At 73.6% G+C, this 26,258-nt stretch carries 19 protein-coding genes; 4 read left to right on the top strand and 15 right to left on the bottom strand.

Going from position 1 to position 26,258, the window contains the following annotated elements; genetic code table 11:
• Nucleotides 1-27: 27 nt before the first annotated feature.
• The 5 genes from NLX94_RS29435 to NLX94_RS29415 all read right to left on the bottom strand — a co-directional run bounded on the left by NLX94_RS29435 (nt 28) and on the right by NLX94_RS29415 (nt 10,243).
• Nucleotides 28-1,998 (bottom strand): ATP-dependent DNA helicase, encoded by a 1,971-nt coding sequence (locus NLX94_RS29435; RefSeq protein WP_254386144.1) that lies wholly within the window; start codon nt 1,996-1,998, stop codon nt 28-30.
• A gap of 52 nt (nt 1,999-2,050) precedes the next feature.
• Nucleotides 2,051-3,937, bottom strand: a complete 1,887-nt coding sequence (locus NLX94_RS29430) for an IucA/IucC family siderophore biosynthesis protein (protein ID WP_374684044.1) — start codon at nt 3,935-3,937, stop codon at nt 2,051-2,053.
• A gap of 134 nt (nt 3,938-4,071) precedes the next feature.
• Nucleotides 4,072-4,773, bottom strand: a complete 702-nt coding sequence (locus NLX94_RS29425; RefSeq protein WP_254386143.1) for a GNAT family N-acetyltransferase — start codon at nt 4,771-4,773, stop codon at nt 4,072-4,074.
• Nucleotides 4,774-4,805: 32 nt separating this feature from the next.
• Nucleotides 4,806-6,674, bottom strand: a complete 1,869-nt coding sequence (locus tag NLX94_RS29420; protein WP_254386255.1) for an IucA/IucC family siderophore biosynthesis protein — start codon at nt 6,672-6,674, stop codon at nt 4,806-4,808.
• Between the two features lie 2,252 nt (nt 6,675-8,926).
• Nucleotides 8,927-10,243, bottom strand: coding sequence for a diaminobutyrate--2-oxoglutarate transaminase family protein (locus NLX94_RS29415; protein ID WP_254386254.1), 1,317 nt, complete (start codon nt 10,241-10,243; stop codon nt 8,927-8,929).
• Nucleotides 10,244-10,627: 384 nt separating this feature from the next.
• On the opposite strand from NLX94_RS29415, the gene NLX94_RS29410 reads away from it, so the two are divergent.
• Complete coding sequence (locus NLX94_RS29410) at nt 10,628-11,797, top strand: serine protease (RefSeq protein ID WP_254386142.1); 1,170 nt, start codon at nt 10,628-10,630, stop codon at nt 11,795-11,797.
• Between the two features lie 73 nt (nt 11,798-11,870).
• Here the strand turns inward: NLX94_RS29410 and hflX are convergent, their stop codons facing one another.
• From hflX to miaA, 6 genes are all read right to left on the bottom strand, one after another.
• The gene (gene hflX, locus NLX94_RS29405; RefSeq protein WP_254386141.1) at nt 11,871-13,379 is read right to left on the bottom strand and encodes a GTPase HflX; all 1,509 of its coding nucleotides are present in this window, start codon (nt 13,377-13,379) and stop codon (nt 11,871-11,873) included.
• 209 nt (nt 13,380-13,588) lie between these two features.
• A complete protein-coding gene (locus NLX94_RS29400; protein WP_254386140.1) occupies nt 13,589-15,037 on the bottom strand; it encodes a M1 family metallopeptidase in 1,449 nt (482 codons plus the stop codon).
• Nucleotides 15,038-15,121: 84 nt separating this feature from the next.
• The gene (locus NLX94_RS29395; RefSeq protein WP_254386139.1) at nt 15,122-17,212 is read right to left on the bottom strand and encodes a bifunctional (p)ppGpp synthetase/guanosine-3',5'-bis(diphosphate) 3'-pyrophosphohydrolase; all 2,091 of its coding nucleotides are present in this window, start codon (nt 17,210-17,212) and stop codon (nt 15,122-15,124) included.
• 140 nt (nt 17,213-17,352) lie between these two features.
• On the bottom strand, nt 17,353-18,228 hold the full coding sequence (dapF, locus tag NLX94_RS29390; protein ID WP_254386138.1) for a diaminopimelate epimerase: 876 nt from the start codon (nt 18,226-18,228) through the stop codon (nt 17,353-17,355).
• Nucleotides 18,229-18,295: 67 nt separating this feature from the next.
• Entirely contained in the window at nt 18,296-18,877 is a 582-nt protein-coding gene (locus tag NLX94_RS29385; protein ID WP_254386253.1) for a hypothetical protein, read from the bottom strand.
• 133 nt (nt 18,878-19,010) lie between these two features.
• On the bottom strand, nt 19,011-19,949 hold the full coding sequence (miaA, locus tag NLX94_RS29380; protein WP_254386137.1) for a tRNA (adenosine(37)-N6)-dimethylallyltransferase MiaA: 939 nt from the start codon (nt 19,947-19,949) through the stop codon (nt 19,011-19,013).
• Nucleotides 19,950-20,123: 174 nt separating this feature from the next.
• Here miaA and NLX94_RS29375 point away from each other — a divergent pair, with 174 nt between their 5' ends.
• Together NLX94_RS29375 and NLX94_RS29370 are read left to right on the top strand one after the other, a co-directional pair.
• Nucleotides 20,124-20,342 carry a gliding motility protein gene (locus NLX94_RS29375; protein ID WP_254386136.1) on the top strand — a complete coding sequence of 73 codons (219 nt, stop codon included), beginning with the start codon at nt 20,124-20,126 and terminating at the stop codon, nt 20,340-20,342.
• Nucleotides 20,343-20,364: 22 nt separating this feature from the next.
• Nucleotides 20,365-20,610 (top strand): antitoxin, encoded by a 246-nt coding sequence (locus tag NLX94_RS29370; RefSeq protein WP_254386135.1) that lies wholly within the window; start codon nt 20,365-20,367, stop codon nt 20,608-20,610.
• Nucleotides 20,611-20,685: 75 nt separating this feature from the next.
• On the opposite strand, the gene NLX94_RS29365 is transcribed toward NLX94_RS29370, so the two are convergent.
• Together NLX94_RS29365 and miaB are read right to left on the bottom strand one after the other, a co-directional pair.
• Nucleotides 20,686-21,399, bottom strand: coding sequence for a hypothetical protein (locus tag NLX94_RS29365; protein WP_254386134.1), 714 nt, complete (start codon nt 21,397-21,399; stop codon nt 20,686-20,688).
• Nucleotides 21,400-21,472: 73 nt separating this feature from the next.
• Nucleotides 21,473-22,990, bottom strand: a complete 1,518-nt coding sequence (gene miaB, locus NLX94_RS29360; RefSeq protein WP_308402573.1) for a tRNA (N6-isopentenyl adenosine(37)-C2)-methylthiotransferase MiaB — start codon at nt 22,988-22,990, stop codon at nt 21,473-21,475.
• A gap of 120 nt (nt 22,991-23,110) precedes the next feature.
• Between miaB and NLX94_RS29355 the strand changes: the two genes are divergently transcribed.
• Entirely contained in the window at nt 23,111-24,106 is a 996-nt protein-coding gene (locus NLX94_RS29355; protein WP_254386133.1) for a TAXI family TRAP transporter solute-binding subunit, read from the top strand.
• Between the two features lie 30 nt (nt 24,107-24,136).
• Here NLX94_RS29355 and NLX94_RS29350 read toward each other — a convergent pair whose 3' ends face one another.
• Nucleotides 24,137-25,054 carry an ROK family protein gene (locus tag NLX94_RS29350; RefSeq protein WP_254386251.1) on the bottom strand — a complete coding sequence of 306 codons (918 nt, stop codon included), beginning with the start codon at nt 25,052-25,054 and terminating at the stop codon, nt 24,137-24,139.
• A 159-nt stretch (nt 25,055-25,213) separates the two neighbouring features.
• Nucleotides 25,214-26,251, bottom strand: coding sequence for a LacI family DNA-binding transcriptional regulator (locus NLX94_RS29345; RefSeq protein ID WP_254386132.1), 1,038 nt, complete (start codon nt 26,249-26,251; stop codon nt 25,214-25,216).
• Between the last annotated feature and the right edge of the window lie 7 nt (nt 26,252-26,258).

Genomic DNA, 26,258 nt, shown 5'->3' with positions numbered 1-26,258 from the left:
TGTACGGGGCCCTCGCCCTACCTGGCCCTACTTGTCCTCGGCCTGCGCCGCCGCGTCGATCGCGGCCAGCGAGCGGCGGACCTGGTTGCGGTCCGTGGTGTACCAGAAGTCCGGCAGCGTGGCCCGCAGGAAGCTCCCGTACCGGGCCGTGGCCAGCCGGGGGTCCAGTACCGCCACGACGCCCTTGTCCCCGGTGGCCCGTACGAGCCGGCCCGCGCCCTGGGCCATGAGCAGGGCCGCGTGCGTCGCCGCGACGGACATGAAGCCGTTCCCGCCGCGCTCCTCGACCGCCTTCTGGCGGGCGCTCATCAGCGGGTCGTCGGGACGCGGGAAGGGGATCCTGTCCATGATCACCAGCTGGCAGCTGGGCCCGGGAACGTCCACGCCCTGCCACAGCGACAGGGTCCCGAACAGGCAGGTCTTCGGATCGGCCGCGAAGGCCTTGATCAGCTCGCCGAGCGTCTCCTCGCCCTGGAGCAGGATCGGGTTGTCGAGCCGGCCGCGCAGCTCCTCGGCGGCGGCCTTCGCCCCGCGCATGGAGGAGAACAGTCCGAGGGTGCGGCCGCCCGCCGCCTCGATCAGTTCCGCGAGCTCGTCCATCATGTCGCCGCGGGTGCCCTCGCGGCCCGGGGTGGCCAGGTGCTTGGCGACGTAGAGGATGCCCTGCTTGGGGTAGTCGAAGGGCGAGCCGACGTCGAGGCCCTTCCACTGCGGCACGTCCTCGCCCTCGACGCCCTCCGGGGACAGTCCCATCGAAGCCGCGACCCCGTTGAAGTCGCCGCCGAGCTTGAGGGTCGCGGAGGTCAGGACCACCGAGCGCTCCGCGAACAGCTTCTCGCGCAGCAGGCCGGACACCGACAGCGGAGCCACGCGGAGGGTGGCGCCGAAGCGGTCGTGCCGTTCGTACCAGACCACGTCGTACTCGGAGCCGGCCATGATCCGCTCCGCCACCCCGTGCACGCTCTCCACGGCGGCGAGCGCCTGCTTGCGCACGGCGTCCTCGTCGTGGACGGACTTGTCCCGCGTGTTGCCGATCGCCGAGATCACGGTGCGCGAGGCGTCCCGCAGGGCCATCAGCGCGTAGCCGAGGTCCTCGGGGATCTGCTCCAGCCGGCCGGGGAGGGCCAGCTCCATGACCCGCTCGAAGGTCTCGGACGCGGTCTGCAGGGAGTCGGCGGTCTTCTCGTCGACCAGCTTCGCCGCCCGCTTCACGGCGCGGTTGACCTGACCCGGGGTGAGCTCTCCCGTGGCGACCCCGGTCACCCGGGACACCAGCTCGTGGGCCTCGTCGACGATCAGCACCTCGTGCTGCGGGAGGACCGGGGCCCCCTCGATGGCGTCGATGGCGAGGAGCGCGTGGTTGGTGACGACCACGTCCGCGAGCTTGGCCCGCTCTCGGGCTGCCTCAGCGAAGCACTCGGCTCCGTACGCGCACTTCGTCGCGCCCAGGCATTCGCGGGAGGAGACGGAGATCTGCGCCCAGGCCTTGTCCGAGACGCCGGGAGTGAGGTCGTCGCGGTCGCCCGTCTCGGTCTCGTCCGCCCAGTCGCGCAGCCGCAGCAGGTCCTGGCCCAGCTTGCTGGTCGGGGCGGCCGCCTCGAACTGGTCGAAGAGGCCCTCCTCCTCGTCCTGCGGGGCGCCTTCGTGCAGGCGGTGCAGGCACAGGTAGTTGGAGCGGCCCTTGAGCATGGCGAACTGCGGGCGGCGGCGGAGCTGCGGATGCAGCGCCTCCACCGTCCGGGGCAGGTCGCGCTCGACGAGCTGGCGCTGCAGGGCCAGCGTCGCGGTGGCCACGACCACGCGCTCGCCGTGGGCGAGGGCCGGCACCAGGTAGCCCAGGGACTTACCGGTGCCGGTACCGGCCTGGATGAGCCGGTGGGAGTTGTCGTCGATCGCTTCGGCGACGGCTTCGGCCATGGCCACCTGGCCGGGCCGCTCCGTGCCGCCGACGGCGGAGACGGCGGCGTGCAGCAGGTCGGGGAGGGAGGGCTTCGTCATAGCAGTGCCAACCCTACGGGGCTCCGCCGACAGTGGCCGCACCGGCGAGCGCTCATGACCGGCGAAGGGGGTTCGGCACGGTGCCGTGGCGCACGGCGTGCGGGCGGTCGGGCCGGTCGCGGTAGCCGTCCTCATAGAGGCGGTTCCTGTTCAGGCAGAGCCTCACGATGCGTTCACCGAGGAGCTCGAAGAGTTCGTAGCGCTCCTTGAGCTCCGGGAAGCGGGCCTGGTGGCGCAGGATCTCCGCCCTTACGAGGGACCAGAACGTCTCCTCCGGAACCCCGAGCTGGTCCTCGCAGAGCGCGGAGAGGTAGCGGAAGACGCCGACGAAGAGCCCCGAGTGGATGAACTGGGGCAGGAAGTCCGCCGGCTCGGTGAGCAGGACCGCGCGGACCTCCTCGGGCATGGCCGCCAGCTCGGGCAGCGGCTGCGCGCAGATGTTGACGTCGTCGACGAAGTCCTTGACCGCGAGCCGGACCGGGACGTCGTGCTCGTCGAAGATCACGACGGTGTTCTCGCCGTGCGGGGAGAAGACGGTGCCGTAGCGGTAAAGGAAGCGGAGCAGCGGGGGCAGCAGTGCGGCGAAGAGGCGCTGGAGCCAGACCGTGGGGGTCAGACCGGAGCGGGCGACGAGCTCGGCGGTGAAGGACCGGCCTCGGGGATCGGTGTGCAGGAGCGAGGAGAGGGTGCGGGCGCGCTCGCCGGGGGCGAGGTGTCCGGCCAGCGGCTCGCGCCAGATCGCGCCGAGGAGTTCCTTGTATTGGTACGGGACTTCGGGGAGCGCGTCGTAGACGGGGTGGCGGACCGTGACGGAGGCGACCTCGCCGAGCAGGATCACTCCGCATTCCTCGCGGAGGAAGGGGTCGCCGTCGCGCAGGGAGTGGATCCAGGCGGTGACGGCGGGCGCCGCGAGGGCCAGGTCCGAGGGCAGGCCGCGCCAGACCATGGTGTTGAGGACGGAGAGCGGCAGTTTGACGCTGTGGCGGTCGGGGCGGGTGAGGTTGAGGAAGGTGCGGATCGACTGCTGGGGAAGTCGGAGGTCCGGGTCGGCGGGGAGCGGGACCAGGGTGCCGGCGGCGAGGGCCGGGGCGAAGAGGGGGAGGACGACCTCGTCCCACTGCCAGGGGTGGACGGGGAGGTAGAGGTAGCCGAGCGGGTCGAGGCCGCGGTCGCGCAGGGTCCGGTCGAAGCGGGCGCGGGTGACGGGGTCGAGCTCGGCGGAGTAGAGGCGGGCGGGGTCTTCCAGACCGGCGGTGCCCCGGTAGTGCGCGAGGGAGGTGTGGGCGGCGAGCCAGGGCAGCCGCTGGGCGGTGCGCGCCTCGGGGGCCCAGGCGGCGGTGTCGGAGGCGGAGAGTCCGATCCGCCCCTTGTTGAGGACGAGCCAGGGGTGACCGGTCTGGTGGCCTTCGAGGGCCGCGTAGTCGAGGTCGGCGAGGACGTCCGCGGTGAGCGCGGTGTGGTCGAGGCGGGCGTCGGCCGCGAGCGTGGCGCTGAGCTCGCGGACGAGGTGGCCGAGGGTGGCGCCGTCGAGGCCGAGGAGCGTGCGGGCGCGGATGAGGAAGGCGTACGGGTCACCGAAGGCGGTGGGTGACCCGGGGGCGGTCGGTGACCCGGGGGCGGCGGGTATCGGGGTGAGGGTGATCGTGTCGGGGGTGACGTGCCAGCTGCCGTACGCGCGACGGCGGGCCCGGAAGCCGAGGCTGCTGCCGTCGTCGAGGGTCAGCGTCCAGGCGTCGCCGGAGGCGGCCGGGGCGGGGACCGGGGTGATGATCTCCTCGTACGCGAACTCGCCGAGCATCTTGGCGAGCAGGCGACGGGAGGCGGCGTCCCAGGTCGGACGGTTCAGTTCGGGCGGTGTGCACGGGTGCTGGGGCGACGGGGGCACGGTGTCCGGGAAGTGGGGGCCTGGGGAGTCGGGGGCTGCGGAGAAATTCTGCACGGGACTCCTCGAGGTCGGGGGTTTTGCTGCGTGACGCAGTGTTTCAGGTGTGAGAGGTACGGGAAATGAAGGAATGTACGGAAAGGACGGGGCGGGACAGAGGGAGGCGGGGGCAGGGGAAAGCGGGGCGGCGCTCAGAGGAGATTGCGCAGCGCCCGCTCGCGGATCATCAGGGCGGCTCTCTTGCCGGGCAGTTCGATCTCGGTGGGGCAGCGGAAGCCGGAGTTCAGGAAGGCTGATACGGAGGGGGTGTTGCGGATGTCCGGTTCGGCGACGACGCGCATGCAGCGGGGGCGGTTGTCGAGCACCAGGTCGGCGACGGCACGCAGGAGCGCGGTGCCCAGACCTCGGCCGCGATTCGTACCGTCTCCGATGAGCAGGTGGATACCCGTGTCGTGGGGACGCGCCGGGTAGTACCCGGAGAGCGGGTCGAGGTCGGCCCGGTAGATCTCCCAGTAGCTCATCGGCGTGCCGTCGAGGAGGCCGAGGCACGGGATGCTGCGGCTGTCCCCGTCCAGCTGGGCCCAGACGTGGGCGGCGGTCAGGGCGGCCGGGCCGGCGAGTTCCCAGTAGGCGTCCACCTGCGGGTCGTTCATCCAGCCGGTGAGCAGTTCCAGGTCGCGGTCGAGCCGTACGGGTTCGAGGCGGAAGACCCCGTACTGCGTCGTGACGGCGCCCCAGGCCGCCGGAGAGTCGAGCAGATCGGCTTCGGCGAGCCGGGGCAGCGACTCGGCGCTGAGGCGCGGCTTGACGGTGAGGAACCCCTCGGTGCCCAGCACATCGGTGGGGAGCACATCGGCGAGGAGCAGGCCGGTGTGGAAGTCGGTGGAGGGCATCGGGAGCTCTTCTCCGTTTCGGTGCTGACGCGTCAATCGTGAAGGGGGTTGGCGATGGTGACGTAGACGGACTGGGTGTCGACGGGGCCGACGAGCTCGTCCAGGCCTCCGAGGCGGGTGAGCAGATTCGCCTTGCAGCGCAAGGTGGGCGAGTGGAGCAGCCTCTCGGGGAGCGGGCCGAGGTCCCTGGCCTTGCCGAGGAAACGGCGGAAGGCGGCCAGCAGGACGCGCTCGTCGGCGAGCCGCTGGGATCCGAAGGCCCCGATGAGACCGAGCACGTTGTTGATGCCGAGGTAGTAGGCGAAGCGTTCGTCGGTGACGGCGTCGGAGACGAAGGTGTCGCTGGTGGCGCCGATTCCGGGGAGCCGGCGCTCCAGTTCTGCGCGGCGGGAGGCGCGGAAGTAGTAGCCCTGGTTGTCGCGGTAGCGGCCGCCGACCGGCCAGCCGGCCGGGTCGAGGAGGACCAGCGTGTTCTGCTGGTGCGCTTCGAGGGCGATGCCGGCGAGCGCGTCGAAGGCGAGGACCGGCAGGACCACGTGTTCGAGGTAGCGCAGGAACCACTCGGCGGCGACGGCGGAGGTCGTCCGCCCGGTGGTGGCGGCGAGGTGCGAGACGGTCTCCGCGAGCCGGGAACTCATGGTGGTCCGCCCGGGCCACGGGCGGGGTGCGGTGAGCGCGGCGACACAGAGGGCGTCGTCGCCCGGCTGGAAGGGGTTGTGCCGGAGCAGGACGTCGAGCCCGGGGACGGGTGCGCCGTCCGGGGTGTCGACGGCGACCCACGCGGGATCGCGGACGATGTCGAAGCCGGGGTGATCGGCCTGCCAGCGCTCGGCGAGTCCGGTACGGAGCAGCCGGTGCACCTCGATGCCGCGGTGCAGTTCCTTGCGGAGGTTCTCGCGGCGGGAGTTGGTGATGCGCAGGCCCAGGGAGAGCTTGAGCATCGCGGGGGCGCCGGGCTGGTGGACGGTGCGAATGGAGGAGGTCGGGTACCAGGGGGCGCCGTACGGGCCCAGGTCGTGGAGGAGTCCCGCGTCGCGGAGGGCGGCGACCGCGGGGCGTTGGAGCAGGTCGGCGGCCTGCCAGGGGTGAAGGGGAAGGGGGATGGCACCGTCGGGCACCGGGAGCCCGGGGGCGAGGCGGCCCAGGAGCCGGGGGGCGGAGACCGGACGGCCGCGTTCGGTCCAGGCGGAGTCGGTGGCGAGCACGGCGGGTGCGACCGCCACCCAGTGCAGGGGGAAGGAGCCGTGCAGTTCGGGTGAATAGCGGCGGACTTCGGCTTCGGAGAGCCCCTCACGGCTCTTCGGGGTCGGGTGCAGCGGGTGGCCGAGCAGGAGGGACTGTTCGGCGGTGAGGAACCGGTCCGCGGCGATGGGGGCGGGTGCGGCCGGGTGCCTGCGGCGGTCGGTGATGAACTCGGCGGTCCGGCGCACCGAGTCGGCGACCCGGCCGACGAGCTCGGCGCCGCCGGGGGCGCAGTCGCTGGGGGCGGCGCTGCCCGGGCCGGAGCTTCCCGGGGTGGGGTCGCCTTCGCGGGAGATCAGCGCCGCGAGGGTGACAGCGTCCACGGCGGGGGCGTCGGCGGGGACGCCTTCGATGCGGGCCGGGCCGAAGCGGTGCCAGCCTGCCGCGGACCAGTAGCGGACGGCGACGAGCAGGGCGGCGCCCGATGCGGGGAAGGGGATGCGCAGGACGGAGCCGGCGGGCTGGTCGAGTCCGGTCTCGCGGACCCAGCAGCGCAGCAGGTTCTCCACCGAGGCGGCCTCGGCAGCGACCCCGGGGTCGGGGTGGTCCAGCGGGTCGGCCGCTCCAGCGCGGGGGCGGACGGAGCCGTCCTTCTGGCGCGGCACCGCGGCGGGTGGCTGCGACTCGGCCGCCGGCCAGGGCATGCCCGCGGCCGGCATGCCGGGGAACGCACCGGCCGAACCGGCGAAGCCGTCGCCCGGCGGCGCCGACGCCACGGCCGGCTCCCCCGCCACCGAGTCCTGGGCGGCGCAGGGCGTACCGGTGGCCTCCGGTGCCGCCGACGTAGGCCCCTGGGACACGGCATGGCCCTGTCCCCCCGAGGACGGCTCGTCCGAACGCCCCGCGCCGGACGGCGCCGGTTCGCCCGTCGAGCCGGACACGGCCGCAGCTCCCCGGACCTCCACCGCGGGCCACCCCTGTGCCGGGCCTGCCGTACCGGCACCGGAAGCGGGCAGCGCTGCCACGCCCGACGGCGCACTGCCCCAGGTTCCACCCAGCACGGGCGGTTCGGCCGCGGCCTGGTGGCGGCCGGCGGCCGGCGCGAGCAGTGGCGGCCACGCGGTGGGCGGGAGGGACGGTTCAGGCCGGGGAGAACGTTCCGCCGGTGCGGGGGTTGCGGGACCGCCGTCCGCAGGCGGTTCGGGCTCGGCGCCGGGGGTCGGGGCCGACGGCAGGGCCGTAGCGGATGTGCCGCCGTGGGAGGGCGCCGGAGGGCAATCGGCAACGGGCCGGGCGCCGGCGGCGGGGGCCTGCGGTTGTGGAAGCCCGGTGGGGATGGGCGGAAGCGGCGCGAGCCGGTGCTCGGCCGCAGCATTCGCATCGGGGGCGAACCGTGAGGGTGCCGTGGGCGGGAGGGCGGATGCCACCGAGAAGGGTTCGGCCTCCTTCGGGGCCGGCTGCGGTGAGGGGTCGACGGGGAGGGGCCTCGGGGGCATGTGCCCGTACCGGAGGACAGGAGGAGAGGCCGGTGCTTCCGGACCGCCCCCTGCGCTGGGCGGCGTACCCAGCGCCGATACCGACATCGCCGCGGGAGCGGCGGGCGCTGGCGCCGGCTGCGGCGGTTGAGCATGCGCCGACAGCTGGGCCCCGGGGTCGGGCGAAGAGTCCGGCGGCAGCGGCGAATCGGTTGCCACCTGCGACGGGGGAACGGGCTCACCCGGAGCGAACAGGGAACGTGGCGCGTCGTCAGACGCCGGGGCGATCGGCACCGAGCCGGTCGGAGGGAGCGGGGAAGCCGGCAGCACAGGTACGGAGGCCTCCGGGGAGCCCGGTGACGCCAGCGGCTCGGCGTCCATCGGCATCGGCGGAGCGGGCTCAGCCGGAGCGAGCGGGTGCCCTGGCGCAGCGGCGGGCGGCGACGACGGGGCCGACTCGGCCGGGGGGTGTGGGGGCCCCAGCGCAGTGGCGAGGGTCGGGGACGGAGTGGCAGCGGTCGGAGTCTGCGACGAGTGTGCGGGGCCGGCCGGTGGCCGCGCGGAAAGGGGCGGGTTGAGGGTGGGCACCCAGGGGTTGAGCGGGGCCTCGGTCTGTGCCGGGGACTCCGTCCGAGTGCCCGGGGGAACGTCAGAGCCCGAAGCTGCGGACGGCGGCACTGCCGAAGTGGGCGTGGGGATTGCAGTGGTGCCCAACCCGCCGAGAGGCGGCGCCGCCGGGGCGGCCGACGGGAAGGCGGAGCCCGGCCCTTCGGACCGCGACGCCGCGGGATTGGCCCGGGTGATTGTGGGGCCCGAGCCTGCCGGCGGCGGCACCGCGGGGGCGGCCGACGACAAGGGGGAGCCCGACCCTTCGGACGGCGACATCACAGGGATGCCCGACGGCAAAGCGAGGCCCGACCCTGCTGGCGACAGTGTCGTCGCGGTGGCCGACGCGACGGCCTGGCCCGCCGCTGCGGACGACGGGGTCGCCGAGATGGCCGACCCATCGGACGGCGGCACCGGCGGGACGGTCAACGGGAGGACGGCGCCCGGCCCTGCGGCGGGCGGGGTCGGCGCGGTGCCCGTCAGGACGGTCACGCCCGGCCCTGCGGACCGCGGCACCGCCGGGGCCTTCGAAGAGAAGGCGGAGCCCGACTCTGACGGTGGCGGTGTCGTGGGAGCGGTCGGGGGGACCACAGCGTCCGCACCTTCGGACGGCGGCACCGGCGGGGCGGCCGGCAGGAAAGCGGGGATCGGCGCTGCCTGCAGGGGTGCTGACGGGAGGCCGGGGCCCTGCCCCGCGGGCAGCGCGGCCGACGGGGAGGCGGGGCCCGGCGCTGCGCGGGATGGCGTCGCAGGAGGGGCAGGGTCCGGCCTTGTGGGGGATGGCGTCGCGGGGGCTGCGGCTGCCGGGGGTGGGGTCGGGGGGGACGGGGTGGGTTGTGGAGGGGTGGAGGGAAGGGGCGCGGGGTGGAGGGGGTCGGGCATGGGGGTCCTTAGCGGCGGGTGGCGGCGGGGATGGCGTCGGCGAGGCGGTCGAGGACGGCCGCGGCCTGTTCGTCGGTCAGGGTGAGGGGCGGGAGGAGGCGGACGACGCTGGAGTGGCGGCCGCCGAGCTCGACGATGAGGCCGCGGTCCAGGCAGGCCCGACGGACCGCCACGGCGAGGTCGGGCGAGGCTTCCCCGGTGTCGGGGTCGGCCAGTTCGACGCCGATCATCAGCCCGCGGCCCCGTACGTCCGCCACGCACGGGTGGGCCGGGATCAGGCCGCGCAGGGCGGTGAGCATGCGCGCGCCCAGCAGCTGGGCACGCTCCGCGAGGCCGTTCTCCCTGACGTAGGCCAGCGTCGCGGTGCCCGCCGCCATGGCGAGCTGGTTGCCGCGGAAGGTGCCGGCGTGGGCGCCGGGGGCCCACTGGTCCAGCTCCGCCCGGTACACGATCACCGCGAGCGGCAGGCTGCCCCCGATGGCTTTGGAGAGCACCATCACGTCGGGGACGACCCCCGCGTGGTCGACCCCCCAGAAGGCCCCGGTGCGCCCGACCCCGGTCTGGACCTCGTCGGCGATCAGCGGGATCCCCCGCTCCGCCGTGATCTCCCGCATCCTGCGCAGCCAGGCGTCGGGGGCGGGGTGCACCCCGCCCTCTCCCTGGACGGGTTCGACGATCATCCCGGCGGGCACGGGCACCCCGCTCTTGGGGTCGTCCAGCAGGCTCCGCGTCCAGCGGACCGACAGTTCCGCCCCCTCGGCCCCGCCGACCCCGAACGGGCAGCGGTGGTCCTGCGGATACGGCAGCCGGGTCACCCGTACGTCCGCGGCCCCGCCGGAGGCGGCCAGCGCCCCCGCGGTCATGCCGTGGTAGGCCCCGGTGAAGGCGAGCAGCCCCGACCGGCCGGTCGCGGTGCGGACGAGGGTGAGCGCGGCCTCCACCGCGTCCGTCCCGGCCGGGCCGCAGAACTGGATGCGGGCGTCCGCGGCCAGCTCCGCCGGCAGGTTGGCGAACAGTTCGGTGGTGAAGGCGTCCTTGACCGGGGTCGCGAGGTCCAGGACGTGCAGCGGGGCCCCCGAGTCGAGGACCCCGCGGACGGCTTCGAGCACCACCGGGTGGTTGTGGCCGAGGGCCAGGGTTCCGGCGCCGGAGAGGCAGTCGAGGTAGCGGCGTCCGTCCGCCCCCTCGATGGTCAAACCCCGTGCGCGCACGGGCACGATGGGCAGGGAGCGCGCGTACGTCCGCGCCGCGGACTCGCGTTGCGCCTGCCTGCGCAGGATCCCCTCCCCGAACTGCCCTTCCTCCGGAACCCCGTTCGCCCGCACCGGGACCTGCGCCCCGACCGCGGCCTCCTCGCCCGTCCACGCCGTCAAAGGCACGAGTGTCGCTCCTCCCGCACGGTTGCTCTTCCGGGGTGCGCTTCGAACACCCACGCTGCTCCCCCATCCCCCGTACGTACCAACGACGATGGAGGCGACGGATCACGGGCGGACCCAAGATCCTTGTCCGGCCCGGGATCCTCGTCCGGGGTCAAGATCCTTACCGGGCCCGGATCCTCGTCCGGCCCGGATCCTCGTCCGGCCCCCGGGGAACCAGTGCCCCGGGCTGTGCCGTCCCCCACGGCAGCGGCATAGTGGGGTGCTGCAACCCAGGCGCCCGCCAACCCAGGCACCGTCCCGAACCAAGAACCATCCAGGGGGATTCACGACATGCGACCGATCCGACCGGTCACCGCGATCCTGTGCTCGGCCGCGCTCGCGCTGACCGCCGCGGCGTGCGGGCCCGGCGACGGTGAGACCGACGCCAAGCCGACCGTGGCGGTGAGCCTTCCCACCAGCCTGGACGGGGTGAAGATCCCCGACGGGCTGAAGGACAAGCTCAAGGAGCACGGCATCGACCTGGAGAAGTGGAAGGGGGGTGAGTGGAAGAACTGGAAGAAGGAGGACTGGCTCCGCGAGGCGGGCGACTACATCAACCCGATCATCGAGGACCTCTGGAACCCGGACCGGATGCGCGACGCGGCCAAGACTCCGCAGCCCCCCGCCGTCGACCCCGATGCGGGCAAGGACCAGGGCGTCACCGACCCGACCCCGGCTCCGGTGGCCGCCAAGGCCGCGGCCACGCCCTACCACGACAGCGTCCCCGCCTCCGGCAAGGTCTTCTTCGACGGCCCCGAGGGTTCGATGGTCTGCTCGGCGACCGTGGTCAAGGACCCGGCGCACCCCGGCAAGTCCAACATGGTCTGGACGGCCGGCCACTGCGTGCACGCGGGCAAGTCCGGCGGCTGGTACCGCAACATCGCCTTCGTCCCGTCGTACAACAACAAGGGCAAGTCCGCGGCCGCGCTCAAGGGTGCGCCGCGCGAGGAAGTGGCCCCGTACGGCGTGTGGTGGAGCGACTGGGCACAGACCTCCGACCAGTGGATCGCGACCGGCGGCCCGACCGGCGGCGCGGGTGCCCCGTACGACTTCGCGGTGCTGCACGTGACCCCGGAGAAGGGCGGCGGCAAGTCGCTGGAGGAGACGGTCGGTACGGCGCTCCCCGTGGAGTTCAACGCCCCGGCGGCGCCCAAGATCGAGAAGATGACGGCCACCGGCTACCCGGCGGCGGCTCCGTTCGACGGGCAGAAGACCTTCCAGTGCGCCGACAAGCCGGGCCGGCTGTCGCTGAACACGACCGACCCCACGATGTACCGCATCGGCTGCACGATGACCGGCGGTTCCTCGGGCGGCGGCTGGGTCGCGGCGGGTGCCGACGGCAAGCCCGCACTGGTGTCGAACACCTCCATCGGCCCCGCCAAGGCGGGCTGGCTGGCCGGTCCCCGGCTGGGTCCGGAGGCGAAGGGCGTCTTTGACGCCGTGAGCGGCAAGTTCAAGTAGCCACGAGCACCGCACGCACCGCATGACTGAGGGCCCCCGCGAAAGCGGGGGCCCTCAGTCATTCAGCCACTCGTCAGTGCTTCGCGAGCACGTACGGAGCCAGCTCCGACGCCAGTTCCGCGTGCACCCGCGCCTTGAGCAGGGTGCCCTCCGCCGTGTGCTCCTCGGAGATCACCTCGCCCTCGGCGTGCGCCCGGGCGACGAGCCCGCCGCGCGTGTAGGGCACCACGGCCTCGATCTCGATCGCCGGCCGCGGCAGCTCGGAGTCGATGAGCGCGAGGAGTTCCTCGATGCCCTGACCCGTGCGCGCCGAGACGGCGATGGAGCGCTTCTCGATCCGCAGCAGGCGCTGGAGCACCAGCGGATCGGCCGCGTCCGCCTTGTTGATCACCACGATCTCGGGCACCTTGACGGCGCCGACCTCGCGGATGACCTCGCGGACCGCCGCCAGCTGCTCCTCCGGCGCCGGGTGCGAGCCGTCCACGATGTGCAGGATGAGGTCGGAGTCACCGACCTCCTCCATCGTGGAGCGGAACGCCTCGACCAAGTGGTGGGGCAGGTGCCGGACGAAGCCGACCGTGTCGGCCAGGGTGTAGATCCGGCCGGACGGGGTCTCGGCCCGGCGCACGGTCGGGTCGAGGGTGGCGAACAGGGCGTTCTCCACCAGGACGCCCGCGCCCGTGAGGCGGTTGAGCAGCGAGGACTTGCCTGCGTTGGTGTACCCGGCGATGGCGACCGAGGGCACCTTGTTGCGGCGCCGTTCCTGCCGCTTGATGTCGCGGCCGGTCTTCATCTCCGCGATCTCCCGGCGCATCTTCGCCATCTTCTCGCGGATCCGGCGCCGGTCGGTCTCGATCTTGGTCTCACCGGGACCGCGCGTGGCCATGCCGCCACCGCCGCCGCCACCCATCTGCCGGGACAGCGAGGCACCCCAGCCGCGCAGTCGCGGCAGCATGTACTGCATCTGCGCGAGCGCGACCTGCGCCTTGCCCTCCCGGGACTTGGCGTGCTGGGCGAAGATGTCGAGGATGAGGGCGGTCCGGTCGACCACCTTCACCTTGACGACGTCTTCGAGGGCGATGAGCTGGCCGGGGCTGAGCTCACCGTCGCAGACGACGGTGTCGGCGCCGCTCTCCATCACGATGTCGCGCAGTTCGCGCGCCTTGCCGGAACCGATGAAGGTGGCCGGGTCGGGCTTGTCGCGGCGCTGGATCACGCCGTCGAGTACGAGTGCGCCCGCCGTCTCGGCGAGGGCGGCGAGCTCCGCGAGGGAGTTGTCCGCGTCCTGCACCGTGCCGGAGGTCCACACGCCGACGAGGACGACCCGCTCCAGGCGGAGCTGGCGGTACTCGACCTCGGTGACGTCCTCGAGCTCGGTGGAGAGGCCGGCCACACGGCGCAGGGCCGCGCGCTCGGAGCGCTCGTACTGCTCGCCGTCCCGGTCTCCGTCGATCTCGTGGCTCCAGGCGACGTCCTCTTCCATCAGGGCGTCGGCCCGAAGGCTCTCGGTGAAGCTCTGCGGGTCCGGCGCACCCTGTGCGTCGTCCCGCGCGTCCTGGGAAGGGGAAGAAGAGGAGGTCATTGGATCCTTACGTCGATTTCGAATGCGTCCGCGACAGGCGAAGCGGAGCCAAGGCCAAAGCTACTCCCGCGCGTGACATAACACTGTCACGTCCAACGTGTGACACTCCCCCGAGATTCCCCGGACTGCGGAGATTCCCCGGCGGCGCCCCGCCGGTTGCCCGGTCGCCGAACGGCCTCGTCGATGGTGGCATGCCCCTTCCGTACGCGTCACACGCTTTTCGCAGCGCTCCACTCCGGGTGGCCCGGCATGGCCGGGGTCTTCTTCCCGTACAGCCAGGGCTCCAGGAACGCCCGCAGGTCCCGGCCCGCCTCCTCGGAGGCCAGCCGGACGAAGTCCTCCGTACCCGCGACCGCGTCCCGGTGCTCGGAGACCCAGCGCCGCTCCACCCGGTCGAAGGCCTTGGCCCCGATCTCCTGCCGCAGCGCGTACAGGATCAGCGCGGCGCCGTCGTAGACCGCCGGCCGGAACAGCCCGATCTTCTCGCCCGGGGGCGCCGGCTTGGGCGCGGCCGGGGGGCCGCCGGCCGCCCGCCACTGGTCGGAGCGCTGGTAGGCCTCGCGCATCCGCCGCTCCAGGGAGTACTTGCCGAGGCCGTCCGCGTACAGGGCCTCGTACCAGGTGGCGTGGCCCTCGTTGAGCCACAGGTCGGACCAGGTGCGCGGGCTCACGCTGTCGCCGAACCACTGGTGGGCCAGCTCGTGGACCATCACGGACTCCACGTACCACTCGGGGTAGCCGCCGCTGCCCGCGAACAGCGCGCTCTCGAAGAGCGACAGGGTCTGCGTCTCCAGCTCGAAGCCGGTACGGGCCTTCGCGATCAGCACCCCGTAGTTCTCGAAGGGGTAGCGGCCGACCCGCGCCTCCATCCACGCGACGTGCCCGGCGGTCTTCTTCAGCCACGGCTCCAGCCGTTCCCGGTCCGCCGCGGGGACCACGTCGCGCAGCGGCAGTCCGTGCGGCCCGGTGCGGTGGACCACGGCCGAGTCTCCGATCGAGACCTGGGCGAGCTCGGTGGCCATCGGGTGCAGGGTCCGGTACGTCCACGTGGTCCCGGCGCCCGCCCGGCGGGCCGGGAGCGCGCCCGGCACCCCGTTGGCCACGGCCGTCGTCCCGGTCGGGGCAGTCACCCGGAAGGTGAAGTAGGCCTTGTCGGCGGGGTGGTCGTTGCAGGGGAAGACCCGGTGGGCGGCGTCGGCCTGGTTCGCCATGGCCAGCCCGTCGTCGGTGACCACCCAGCCGCCGTCTCCGCGGCCGCGCGGGTCGCTCGTGTGCCGGACGGTGATGTGGAGGGGCAGGTCCGGCTCCACCGGCCGGGCGGGGGTCAGGACGAGGTCCTCGCCGATGCTCGCGAAGCCGGCGGGTTCCCCGTTGACCTCGGCGGAGGCCACCTTCCCGTGGGTGAAGTCGAGGTTGACGGTTTCGAGCCGGGTGAGGCTGCGCGCGTCGATGACGGTGACCGCGTCGAGGGGGGTGCGGTTGTCCTTGTACGCGAAGGACAGGTCGTACGAGAGCACGTCGTAGCCGGGGTTCCCCAGCTCGGGGAAGAGCACGTCGCCGATGCCGAGCGCCCTGGGCGGGGGCACGACGGCGGCGACGAGGGTGAGGGAGGCCGCGGCCAGCAGGGCGGCGCGCAGGCGCGGGGAGGTGAGCTGCATCCCCCACCGCTTATCAGCGCCCGCCCGGCGCCCGCGAACGGCGCGCGACGGATCCACCCGAAAGGGGTCGGGCGGGCCGCCCGCTCACGCCCGGCTGACGTCGTAGACCCCGGGCACGTCCCGCATGGCCCGCATCAGCGCCGGGAGGCCCGTCGCGTCGGGCAGTTGCAGCGTGTAGCTGTGCCGGACCCGCTGTTCGACCGGGGGCTCCACGGTCGCGGAGACCACTTCGACCCCCTCGCGGGCGATGGCCTCGGTCAGATCGGCCAGCAGATGCGGGCGGCCGAACGATTCGGCGAGCAGGGTGACCCGGCAGTCCGCGGTCGCCCGCCAGTGCACGGCGACGGGGGTACGCCCCACCGCCCGCATCTGGGCCACGGTGGCGCAGTGGACCCGGTGCACGGTGACGGCCCCGCCGCGTACGACGAACCCCTCGACGGCGTCCGGCGGCACCGGGGTGCAGCACCCGGCGAGCCGCACGGTGGCGTCCGGCAGGTCGGCGACGGCGTTGCCCCCGCCGCTGCGCAGGCCGATCACCGAGAGCGGCGGCCTGGGGGCGGCGTCGGCGGGCCGGGCCCCGTCGGGGTGGGCCTCCAGCCAGCTGCTGACGGCGATCCGGGCGGCCGGGGTCTTCGCGTGGTCCAGCCAGTCGGCGGTGGGCCCCGAGGAGGCGTCGTGCGCGAGCAGGAGCTGGACGGTGTCCCCGTCGGAGAGCCGGGAGGACAGGGAGGTCAGGCGCCCGTTGACCCGGGCGCCGATACAGCCGTGGGCCGCCTCGCCGTACTGCGCGTAGGCGGCGTCGATACAGCTGGCGCCGGCCGGCAGGCCCAGAGTGCCGCCGTCGGCCCGGAACACGGTGATCTCCCGGTCCTGGGCCAGCTCCGAGCGCAGGACGTCCCAGAAGGTGTCGGGGTCGGGCGCCGACTGCTGCCAGTCGAGCAGCCGCGACAGCCAGCCGGGCCGGGTCGGGTCCACCCGCTCCTCTTCGCAGTCGGCCGCGGCGGTCTGCTCGGCGGACGGCAGGGCTGTGTACGGATTCCCCAGCGCCACCACGCCCGCCTCCGCGACCCGGTGCATCTGCCGGGTCCGTACGATCACCTCGGCCACGGACCCCTCGGGGGTGGCGAAGGCGGTGTGCAGGGACTGGTAGAGGTTGAACTTCGGGGTGGCGATGAAGTCCTTGAACTCGGAGATGACCGGGGTGAAGCAGGTGTGCAGCTCCCCCAGCACGGCGTAGCAGTCCGCGTTCTCCCCCACGAGGACCAGCAGGCGGCCGAAGTCGGAGCCGCGCAGCTCCCCGCGCTTGAGGGAGATCCGGTGCACGGAGACGAAGTGCCGGGGCCGCACCACGACCTCGGCGGCGATGCCCGCGTCGCGCAGGACGGCCCGTACCGAGTCGGCGATGGCGGGGAGCGGGTCGCGTTCGCCCGCGTGGGCCGCGATGAGAGCGCGGGTGTGCTCGTACTCCTCGGGGTGCAGGATCGCGAAGACGAGGTCCTCCAGCTCCGTCTTCAGGGCCTGCACGCCCAGCCGTTCGGCGAGCGGGATGAGCACGTCGCGGGTGACCTTGGCGATGCGTGCCTGTTTCTCGGGCCGCATGACCCCGAGGGTGCGCATGTTGTGCAGCCGGTCGGCGAGTTTGATGGACATCACGCGGACGTCGTTGCCGGTGGCGACGAGCATCTTGCGGAAGGTTTCGGGCTCGGCGGCGGCGCCGTAGTCGATCTTCTCGACCTTGGTGACCCCGTCGACGATGAAGCAGACCTCGTCGCCGAACTCCGTGCGGACCTGATCGAGGGTCACGTCGGTGTCCTCGACGGTGTCGTGGAGGAGCGAGGCCGTCAGGGTGGTGGTTTCGGCGCCCAGTTCGGCCAGGATGAGTGTGACGGCGAGCGGATGTGTGATGTACGGCTCACCGCTCTTGCGCATCTGGCCGCGGTGCGAGGTCTCCGCGAGCAGGTACGCACGGCGCAGGATCGACAGGTCCGCGTCGGGGTGGTGGGCGCGGTGCGCTTCGGCGACGTGGCCGATGGCGTCCGGCAGCCGGTCCCTGGGCGTGGGTCCGAGCAGCGCGGCGCGTCCGAGTCGTCGCAGGTCAAGCCTGGTCCGGCCACGTCTGCGAAGTTCAGGGAGCGCTTCGGGACGTGCTTCGGGGTTCGTGGCCTCTGCACTCATGGGCACCTCCGACGGCTTCGGCCGGCGGTGGTGGGCATGGGGTGAGCCCTCAGGGCCGGTGCCTGATGCTACCGACCCCACCACGTGGCGCAGTCCACCTCTCGCTCAGCGTGAAATGGATCACCCATTAGAGGGAAGCTTCAGACGAATGCCGTTTCGGTGAGCCAGGCGGGGTCGAACTCGCCCTCGGCCACGATCACGGCCGGTCCGGTCATCTCGATCCGCCCGTCGGGGTGCTCGGTGATGACCAGGGTGCCGCCGGGCAGATCGACGGTGTACGTGGCGGGCGCGCCGGTGAGCGCCGGGTCGGCGCCGTCGCGGCGGATGGCCGCCACGGCGACCGCGCAGGCGCCGGTGCCGCAGGAGCGGGTCTCGCCGGAGCCGCGCTCGTGCACGCGCATGGCGACGTGCCGGGGGCCGCGGTCGACGACGAACTCGACGTTGACGCCCGTCGGGTAGGCGGAGGCCGGGCTGTACGGGGGCGGGTCCAGCAGCTTCCCGGCGTCGTCCAGGCTGTCGACGAAGGCCACCGCGTGCGGGTTGCCCATGTTGACGTTGCGCGCGGGCCAGGAGCGCTCGCCGACGGAGACCGTGACCTCGCCCTCGGGCAGCTCGGCGCGGCCCATGGAGACGGTCACGTCACCGGTCTTGTCGAGGTGCACGCGCTTGACCCCGCCGCGGGTGGCGACGGCCAGGTCGCCCGGCTCCACGTGTCCGGCGTGCTGGAGGTAGCGGGCGAAGACGCGGACGCCGTTGCCGCACATCTCGGCGATGGAGCCGTCGCTGTTGCGGTAGTCCATGAACCATTCGGCCTCGTCGGCCAGGTGCGCCGCCTCGGGGTGCGCGGCCGAGCGCACGACGTGCAGCACGCCGTCCGCGCCGATCCCGGCCCGCCGGTCGCACAGCCGCGCCACGGCGGAGGCCGGCAGGTCGATGGCGTTGTCCGGGTCCGGGACGATCACGAAGTCGTTCTCGGTGCCGTGGCCCTTGAGGAAGGAGAGGCTGGTCTGCGTCACCCGCCCATGGTACCGAGCCCGTGTCCGGCGCAGCCGGGCCGTCCGCCCACCGGGCCGGGCCGTGCCGCTACCGGAGCCGGGCCACCCGGTACACCGCGAGCGCTACGACCCCCAGCGCGACCAGCGCGTACAGCAGGGCGAGCCGCCAGTCGGGCCGCCGGCCGGAGCCGCGGGCGGGGAGCCCCGGCAGGGCGTAGCCCACGCGGCGCGCGGCCATCAGGCCCCAGCCGCCGGCGCAGCAGCTGATGAGGAATCCGAGCATCGCGACGACCGCTCCGCCGTCGCCGAACTCGAAGGCGAGCGGGAAGGCGAACATCAGGGATCCGGCCGCGCCCAGCATGACGATGGGGGCGATCTGCCAGAGCCTCAGCCTGCGCTGCGGGCGCAGTTCCACCTCGAACGCGGGGGCGGCGGCGGCCTCCGCCTCGGCGGTGTCGGGCGCGTCCGGGCCGTCGGGGGTCAGCCGCGCGGGATCCGCGGGCAGTCCCAGTCCCAGGCCGCCGTCGGCGTCCGCGGGCAGGGCGAGCCCGTCAGTGTCCGCCCGCGCCGCATCGGGCGGGCCGTCGCCGTCGGCGGGGGCGCCGCGCAGCATCGGGTCCGATTCCCGTCGGGTGTCGTCCCGACCGGTGTCACGAGGGCCGGCCTCCATCGCCACGCGCCCTCCCCACTTGGACTTCGTACGCCGTCGCTCACCGCCGGTGACGGCACCGGTGGTGAGTTTGATGATGGCACGCCGTCAGGCCCCGGACGGGCGTGCGGGGCGTCCCGATGCCATCACGTGATCAGGCTGTGACCGCTCGTTCGACCAACGACTGCGCGAGTCCGGCGAGTTCCCCCCGGTCCTCGGCGGCCCCGCTGAGCCAGTGCACCCTCGGGTCGCGGCGGAACCACGAGTCCTGGCGGCGGGCGAACCGCTTGGTGGCGCGGACCGTTTCGGTGCGCGCCTCCTCCTCCGTGCACTCCCCGGCGAGGGCGGACAGCACCTGCTGGTAGCCGAGCGCCCTGGAGGCGGTGACTCCGCCGCGCAGGCCCGCGGCCTCCAGCGTGCGGACCTCGTCCACCAGCCCGTCCTCCCACATCCGGTCCACGCGCAGCGCGATGCGCTCGTCGAGCTCGGGCCGGGCCACGTCCACGCCGATCTGGACCGTCTCGTAGACGGACTCGTGGCCGGGCAGGTTGGCGGTGAACGGCCGGCCGGTGATCTCGATGACCTCCAGCGCGCGCACGATGCGGCGGCCGTTGCTCGGCAGGATGGCCTGCGCGGCGGCCGGGTCGGCGACGGCGAGGCGGGCGTGCAGGGCTCCGGGGCCGCGCAGGGTGACCTCGGCCTCCAGCCGGGCCCGGACCTCGGGGTCGGTGCCGGGGAACTCCATGGCGTCGAGCGCGCCGCGCACGTAGAGGCCCGAACCGCCGACGAGGACCGGCGTGCGGCCCTGGGCGAGCAGCTTGTCGATCTCGGCGCGGGCGAGGCGCTGGTACTCGGCGACGCTGGCCGTCTCGGTGACGTCCCAGATGTCGAGGAGGTGGTGCGGGACCCCTCCGCGCTCCTCGGTCGTCAGTTTGGCGGTACCGATGTCCATCCCCCGGTACAGCTGCATCGAGTCGGCGTTGACGACTTCGCCGTCGAAATGACGGGCCAGGGCTACGCCCAGATCGGACTTTCCGGCCGCGGTGGGTCCTACGACGGCGATGACCCGCGGGGCGGGGGCTGCATTCCTCACCGCACCAGTCTCGCAGCCCCGCGTCAAGGCATCGCCATGTACCCGATCGAGCTACGTGACGGGACGTGACCGGGGTCGTTGCCTTGGCGGGGTTCCGGCCGGGCGCACGCCCGCCGTACGGCGGCCCGCCCACGGCGGAACTTCACTCACACGAGTAACGTTATAGGAGTAGACATGGGCATTTTGGACCGGCTTCTCGGCCGCAAGACCCAGGCGACGACCGAAGAGGCCGTTTCCGCGGATCTGACGGTGGAGTCCGCGACGGCCGACGAGGCCGGGACCGAGCAGGCTGTGGCGGAGGAGAGCCCGGCGGCGGAAGCCGTCGAGATCCCGAAGCAGCAGACGGCTGAGGTCAGCGCGGACAGCGAGGCCGCAGAAGGTGCCCGCACGTAGCCTCGCTATTGGAAGGTGACCCATGGGCCTGCTGGACAATCTGAAGGCCAAGCTCGCGCCCGCCAAGGACAAGGTCGGCGACCTCGCGCAGCAGCACGAGGGCAAGATCGCCCAGAATCTGGACAAGGTGGCGAAGGCCGTCGACTCCAAGACCAAGGGCAAGTACAGCGGCCAGATCTCTAGCGGCGCGGACAAGGCGAAGGACGCCCTGGGCAAGATCGCGCACAAGGACTCTCCCGGCGGGCCGACACCGCCGGCCGCTTCCTGACGCGCGGTCCCGGAATCCCCGAAGGGGCGCGGCACCACTCGGTGCCGCGCCCCTTCTCCGTGCGTTCCGCCTTCGCTACGACCAGGCGGCGACGAAGTACCCGACCCCGTACGGGGCGTCCTCGTAGAGCAGCCGCCCCTCGAGCCCGGCGCCCTCGGCGGCGCCCGCGAGCACCTGCCAGGGGGCCCGGCCGGCGGCCTGGAGCTCCGCGGCGAGTCCCGCATCGAGGGCGGCGAGGGCGGGCAGGTCGGCGGCGCCGAGGGCGCGGGCGGCCTCGGCGTCGAAGGCGGCGGCGCGCTCGTCGAGGTAGCCGGGGGCCTTCAGCGACCGGCAGGCGCTGCCGTCACCCATGACGAGCAGGGCGACCCGCTCCTCGCGGGCGGCGAGCTCCCGGCCGGCCTCCAGGCAGCGTGCGGTGTCCAGCGGCCCGGCGACCCCGAACCCCTCCAGGGGCGCGGCCCCCCAGCCCGCCCGGCCGAGCAGCCAGGCGCCCACCGCGAGCGGGGCCGGCAGCAGCCGCGGACCCTCCTCGCCCTCGCCCAGCCGTACGTCGGCCCCGGCGCCGGCGCCGAATCCGCGGAAGGTGCCGCGGGCTCCCTGCGGATAGGCACCGTGGTGATCGGGGTCGCAGGCTCCGACCACGACCAGCAGATCGGGCCGGGAGGCGGCGAGCACGGACAGCGCGTCGGAACACGCGGTCCGGGCATCGCCGAGTTCGGCGGCGGCGCCCGTGGCGAGCTCCGGCAGGAGCATCGGCGGGGCGGGGCAGACGGCGGCGGCTACGAGCATGATCCGCAGCGTAGCCGCCCGTGCTCCGGCGCGGGCTCACACCCTCCGAGCGGTGCGCGGTGCTCGGTCCGCGTCAGGAGGAGGCGGGCGCCGCGCAGCCGGACGTCGTCACCGGGAGGGGCGCCGGGACGCCCAGGGTCGGGATGCCGAGGAGGACGCCCTTCGGCTGGGCCGGAGCCGCGTTGCGCTTCTCCCAGGCGTCGCCCGCGCGGGTGCGGCGTACCGCCCCCGTCGGGCCCTCCGCGAGGAGGTGGTGCGGAGCCGCGTAGGTGATCTCCACGGTCACGACGTCACCGGGGCGGACGTCCTCGTCGGGCTTCGTGAAGTGCACCAGGCGGTTGTCGGGGGCCCGCCCGGACAGCCGGTGGGTGGCGCCGTCCTTGCGGCCCTCGCCCTCGGCGACCATGACCTCCAGGGTGCGACCGACCTGCTTCTTGTTCTCGTCCCAGGAGATCTCCTCCTGGAGGGCGACCAGGCGCATGTACCGCTCCTGGACGACCTCCTTGGGGATCTGTCCCTCCATGTCGGCGGCCGGGGTCCCGGGGCGCTTGGAGTACTGGAAGGTGAAGGCGTTCGCGAAGCGGGCCTCGCGGACCGCATGCATGGTCTGCTGGAAGTCCTCCTCCGTCTCACCGGGGAAGCCCACGATGATGTCGGTGGAGATCGCGGCGTGCGGGATGGCGGCGCGGACCTTCTCGATGATGCCGAGGAAGCGCTCCTGGCGGTACGAGCGGCGCATGGCCTTCAGGATCGCGTCCGATCCGGACTGCATCGGCATGTGCAGCTGCGGCATGACGTTGGGGGTCTCGGCCATCGCAGCGATCACGTCGTCGGTGAAGTCGCGCGGGTGCGGGGAGGTGAAGCGGACCCGCTCCAGGCCCTCGATGGCGCCGCAGGCGCGCAGCAGCTTGGAGAAGGCCTCGCGGTCGCCCAGGTCGGAGCCGTAGGCGTTGACGTTCTGGCCGAGCAGGGTGATCTCGGAGACGCCCTCGGCGACGAGCGCCTCGATCTCGGCGAGGATGTCGCCGGGGCGGCGGTCCTCCTCCTTGCCGCGCAGCGCCGGGACGATGCAGAAGGTGCAGGTGTTGTTGCAGCCGACGGAGATCGAGACCCAGGCGGCGTACGCGGACTCGCGCCGGGTCGGGAGCGTGGAGGGGAAGGCCTCCAGCGATTCGGCGATCTCGATCTGCGCCTCTTCCTGGATGCGCGCGCGCTCCAGCAGGACGGGCAGCTTGCCGATGTTGTGCGTGCCGAAGACCACGTCGACCCAGGGGGCGCGGTCCACGATCGTGTCGCGGTCCTTCTGCGCGAGGCAGCCGCCGACGGCGATCTGCATGCCGGGGCGCTTGGTCTTCATCGGCGCGAGCCGGCCGAGGTTGCCGTACAGCTTGTTGTCGGCGTTCTCGCGCACGGCGCAGGTGTTGAACACGACGACGTCGGCGTCGCCGTCGGAGCCCTGGGGCGCGCGGACGTACCCGGCGTCCTCCAGCAGGCCGGACAGCCGCTCGGAGTCGTGCACGTTCATCTGACAGCCGTACGTCCGGACCTCGTACGTTTTCACAACAGTCGCCTCGCCGCTCTCGGTACTCACTCAGCAAGGGTAAGGGGCGGGCGTGGCGTCCGGGGCCGGGCCGGGCAGGCGGACCGAACGGGCGGGCGAGCGAGCAGGCGGGCCGTGACAGGACGGCGGGTCGGTGGCAGGATCGCGGCCATGCCTCTCGTACCGCCCCGGATCAGCAGGCGCCGTGCCCTGCGGGCCCTGGTGGCCGTACTGGCGGTGCTCTGCGCCCTCGTCTGGTGGCTGCGGCCCTTCGGCCGGCCGGAGGTCACGGGCGGGATCACCCTCAGCACCGGCGTCCAGTCCGGGGTCTACCACCTCTACGGCCAGCTGCTGGAGAAGGCGCTCGCCGAGGACGTGCCCGGGGTGCGGGTCCGCCTGCAGACCAGCGAGGGCTCGCAGCAGAACCTGCAGCGGGTGGCCGCGGGCGAGGCCGACTTCACGGTGGCGACGGCCGACGCGGTGGCCAAGTACCAGGTCGACCGGAAGCCCGGAGCGGACCGGCTGCGCGGGCTGGCCCGCCTCTACGACGACTACGTCCAGCTCGTGGTGCCCGCCGGATCCCCCGTCCAGTCCGCCCGGGACCTGCGGGGCAAGAGGATCGCCGTCGGCCAGGAGGGCTCGGGGGTGCGGCTGATCTCCGAGCGGATGCTGACGGCCGCGGGGCTGGACCCGGTGCGCGACGTCACCCCGGTGGCCATCGGCATCGACACGGTGCCGGCGGAGCTGGAGGCCGGCCGGATCGACGCCTTCTTCTGGTCGGGCGGGCTGCCCACCAACGCCGTGGAGAAACTCTCGGAGCGGTTCGAGATCCGGCTCGTGCAGCTCGGCGACCTGGTGGAGGCGCTCCAGGCCAGCGGCAGCCCCGCGCGGTACTACCGGGCGGCGGTGATGCCCCAGGACGCCTACGACCGCGCCCGCAACACCTCGGCGGTGTCCACCGTCGCGGTGCCGAACCTGCTGGTGACCCGGGAGGACACGGGCACCGAGCTGACGGAGCAGTTCACGCGCACGGTGATCGACAGCCGGGACAAGATCGGGAGCAAGGTGCACGCGGCCCAGCTCGTGGACCTGCGGACGGCCATCTACACGGATCCCCTGCAGCTGCACGAGGGCGCGGCCCGCTACTACCGCTCGGTCAAGCCGTAGGGCGTACCTGCCTGCCCCGGCCGGCCGCCGTCACGACGGCAGCAGCATCGTCGCCGCAGCGGCGGCCCCGATCAGGCCCGCGTGGGTGCCCAGCGTCGCCGGGACGACCTGGAGGTCCTTGACGAAGGACAGGGTCGCGTACGAGGCCAGGTGCTCCCGGACCGGCCCGAAGAGGATGTCCCCACTGGCGGCGACGCCTCCCCCGATGACGGCGATGTCGGTCTCGACGAGGGTGGCGGTCGCCGCGATAGCGGCGGCCAGCGCCCGGCCCGCTCGGTCGAAGGCGGCCAGGGCAACGGGATCGCCCGCGGCAGCAGCGGCGGCCACCCCGGCCGCGGTGGCGTCCCCGGCCGGGACCCATCCCCGGGCCAGGGCCCAGGCCGCGATGGCGGTGCCGGAGGCGAGGGACTCCACGCAGCCGCGGCCTCCGCACGCGCAGGGCTCGCCGTCGAAGGCGACGCTCATGTGGCCGATGTGACCGGCGTTCCCGGTGGGGCCCGGGTGCAGCTGGTTGTTCAGGACGAGTCCGCCGCCGACCCCGGTGGAGACCACCATGCACAGGGCGTTGGCGTGCCCGCGGGCGGCGCCCAGCCAGTGCTCGGCGGCCGTCATCGCCACCCCGTCGCCGGCCAGCACCGTCGGGATCCGCAGCCCGTGCCGGGCGAGCTCGGCCTCCACCCGGGCCTGGACGGGGAAGCCCCGCCAGGCGCCGATGTTGACCGGGCTGACGGTGCCGAGCGCGGAGTCCACCGGGCCCGCGCTGCCGATCCCGCACCGGACGGCCGAGGCCCACAGCGGGGAGCGCGCGAGTTCCGCGACCACCTCCGCGACGGCGGCGAACACGGTGTCCCCGTCGGCGCCGCGCGGGGTGGGCCGGCGCGTGGTGGCCGTCATGGCGCCGTCGCGGTCCACCAGGGCTCCGGCGATCTTCGTACCGCCGATGTCGATCGCGACCGTCGGCCCGGAGTCGGCCGGCGCACCGGCGCGGGGGGCGGGGAATGCGGAGGTGGGGGTGGGCACAGGGGTCACGGTGGCGCTCCAGGAAGGGGTCGGTTTCAGTATGCGGCCGACGGCGGGGCCGTCCTCATGCGCCGGGCGGCGCGGCCGTCATGCACCCGGCGGCGGCGCCGTGCTCTCGCGGGGCTCCAGCCTGGGCAGCTCGCTCTCCCGGGACCTCGGCGGCCCGCCCGCGAGGACGGCGAGGAGCTCCTCGGCGGCGAGCCGGCCGAAGCCCGCGGTGTCGCGGACCAGGGCGGTGAGCCGGGGGCGGGTGACCCGGCAGAGCGCGGAGTCGTCCCAGGCCACGACGGAGAGCCCGCCCGGGACCGGGATGCCCAGCTCGGAGGCGACGGCCACGCCGGCCACCGCCATGACGTCGTTGTCGTAGACGATCGCGGTCGGCGGCCGCGGCTCGGCGAGGATCCGCCGGGTGGCCTGCGCCCCCTCGGCGTCGGAGTAGTCGGTGGTGACCGAGCGCACCTCCCCCGGTCCCAGGCCCAGCCGCCCGGCCTCGGCGCGCAGCGAGGCGATCCGGCGCTCGGTGTGGGCGAGTCCGGGCAGTCCCGCGACGTGCGCGATCCGGCGGTGGCCGAGCCCGTACAGGTGGTCGAGCACCTGCGCCATGGCTCCGGCGTCGTCGGCCCGGACGGCGGACAGGACCGCGGGGCCGGATTCCGGCCCCGCCTCCCCCACCGTGACGGCCGGCAGGCCGAGCTGGTCGAGCAGGGCGGGGCGCGGGTCGTCGGTCCTCGGGTCCACGACGACGACCCCGTCCACGCGCCGCTCGGCCCACCAGCGGCGGTAGACGGCGCATTCGGCGTCGAGGTCCTCGACCACCTGGAAGAGCAGGGCGATCCGGCCGGCGGCCAGGACCTCCTGGATGCCGGAGACCAGCTGGAGGAAGAAGGACTCGACCTCGAGGGTGTGCGCGGGCCGGGCGAGGACCAGGCCGACGGCGCCGGACTGCTCCCCGGAGAGGGCGCGGGCGGCGCTGTTGGGCTGCCAGCCGAGCTCCTCGGCGACCCGCCGGATGCGGGCGCGGGTGTCCTGGGAGACCCCGGGCCGGTTGTTGAGCGCGAAGGAGACGGCGCTCTCCGACACCCCGGCCTGGCGGGCGATGTCCTTGATGGTGGGTCTGCGGGCCATGGCCTGT

This window comes from Streptomyces sp. TBY4, assembly GCF_024213195.1.
Taxonomy (GTDB): domain Bacteria; phylum Actinomycetota; class Actinomycetes; order Streptomycetales; family Streptomycetaceae; genus Streptomyces.
This window is presented reverse-complemented; position numbering and strand designations above follow the sequence as displayed.

What these genes read in the sequence shown, in the direction of transcription:
- NLX94_RS29425 (WP_254386143.1), bottom strand. Translation starts at nt 4,773, where the DNA reads ATGCCCTCCACCGACTTCCACACCGGCCTGCTCCTCGCCGATGTGCTC.
- NLX94_RS29365 (WP_254386134.1), bottom strand. Translation starts at nt 21,399, where the DNA reads ATGCTCGTAGCCGCCGCCGTCTGCCCCGCCCCGCCGATGCTCCTGCCG.
- NLX94_RS29375 (WP_254386136.1), top strand. Translation starts at nt 20,124, where the DNA reads ATGGGCATTTTGGACCGGCTTCTCGGCCGCAAGACCCAGGCGACGACC.
- NLX94_RS29385 (WP_254386253.1), bottom strand. Translation starts at nt 18,877, where the DNA reads ATGGAGGCCGGCCCTCGTGACACCGGTCGGGACGACACCCGACGGGAA.
- NLX94_RS29395 (WP_254386139.1), bottom strand. Translation starts at nt 17,212, where the DNA reads ATGAGTGCAGAGGCCACGAACCCCGAAGCACGTCCCGAAGCGCTCCCT.
- NLX94_RS29345 (WP_254386132.1), bottom strand. Translation starts at nt 26,251, where the DNA reads ATGGCCCGCAGACCCACCATCAAGGACATCGCCCGCCAGGCCGGGGTG.
- NLX94_RS29435 (WP_254386144.1), bottom strand. Translation starts at nt 1,998, where the DNA reads ATGACGAAGCCCTCCCTCCCCGACCTGCTGCACGCCGCCGTCTCCGCC.
- NLX94_RS29420 (WP_254386255.1), bottom strand. Translation starts at nt 6,674, where the DNA reads ATGCCGGCCGCGGGCATGCCCTGGCCGGCGGCCGAGTCGCAGCCACCC.
- NLX94_RS29400 (WP_254386140.1), bottom strand. Translation starts at nt 15,037, where the DNA reads ATGCAGCTCACCTCCCCGCGCCTGCGCGCCGCCCTGCTGGCCGCGGCC.
- NLX94_RS29370 (WP_254386135.1), top strand. Translation starts at nt 20,365, where the DNA reads ATGGGCCTGCTGGACAATCTGAAGGCCAAGCTCGCGCCCGCCAAGGAC.
- hflX (WP_254386141.1), bottom strand. Translation starts at nt 13,379, where the DNA reads ATGACCTCCTCTTCTTCCCCTTCCCAGGACGCGCGGGACGACGCACAG.
- NLX94_RS29355 (WP_254386133.1), top strand. Translation starts at nt 23,111, where the DNA reads ATGCCTCTCGTACCGCCCCGGATCAGCAGGCGCCGTGCCCTGCGGGCC.
- NLX94_RS29410 (WP_254386142.1), top strand. Translation starts at nt 10,628, where the DNA reads ATGCGACCGATCCGACCGGTCACCGCGATCCTGTGCTCGGCCGCGCTC.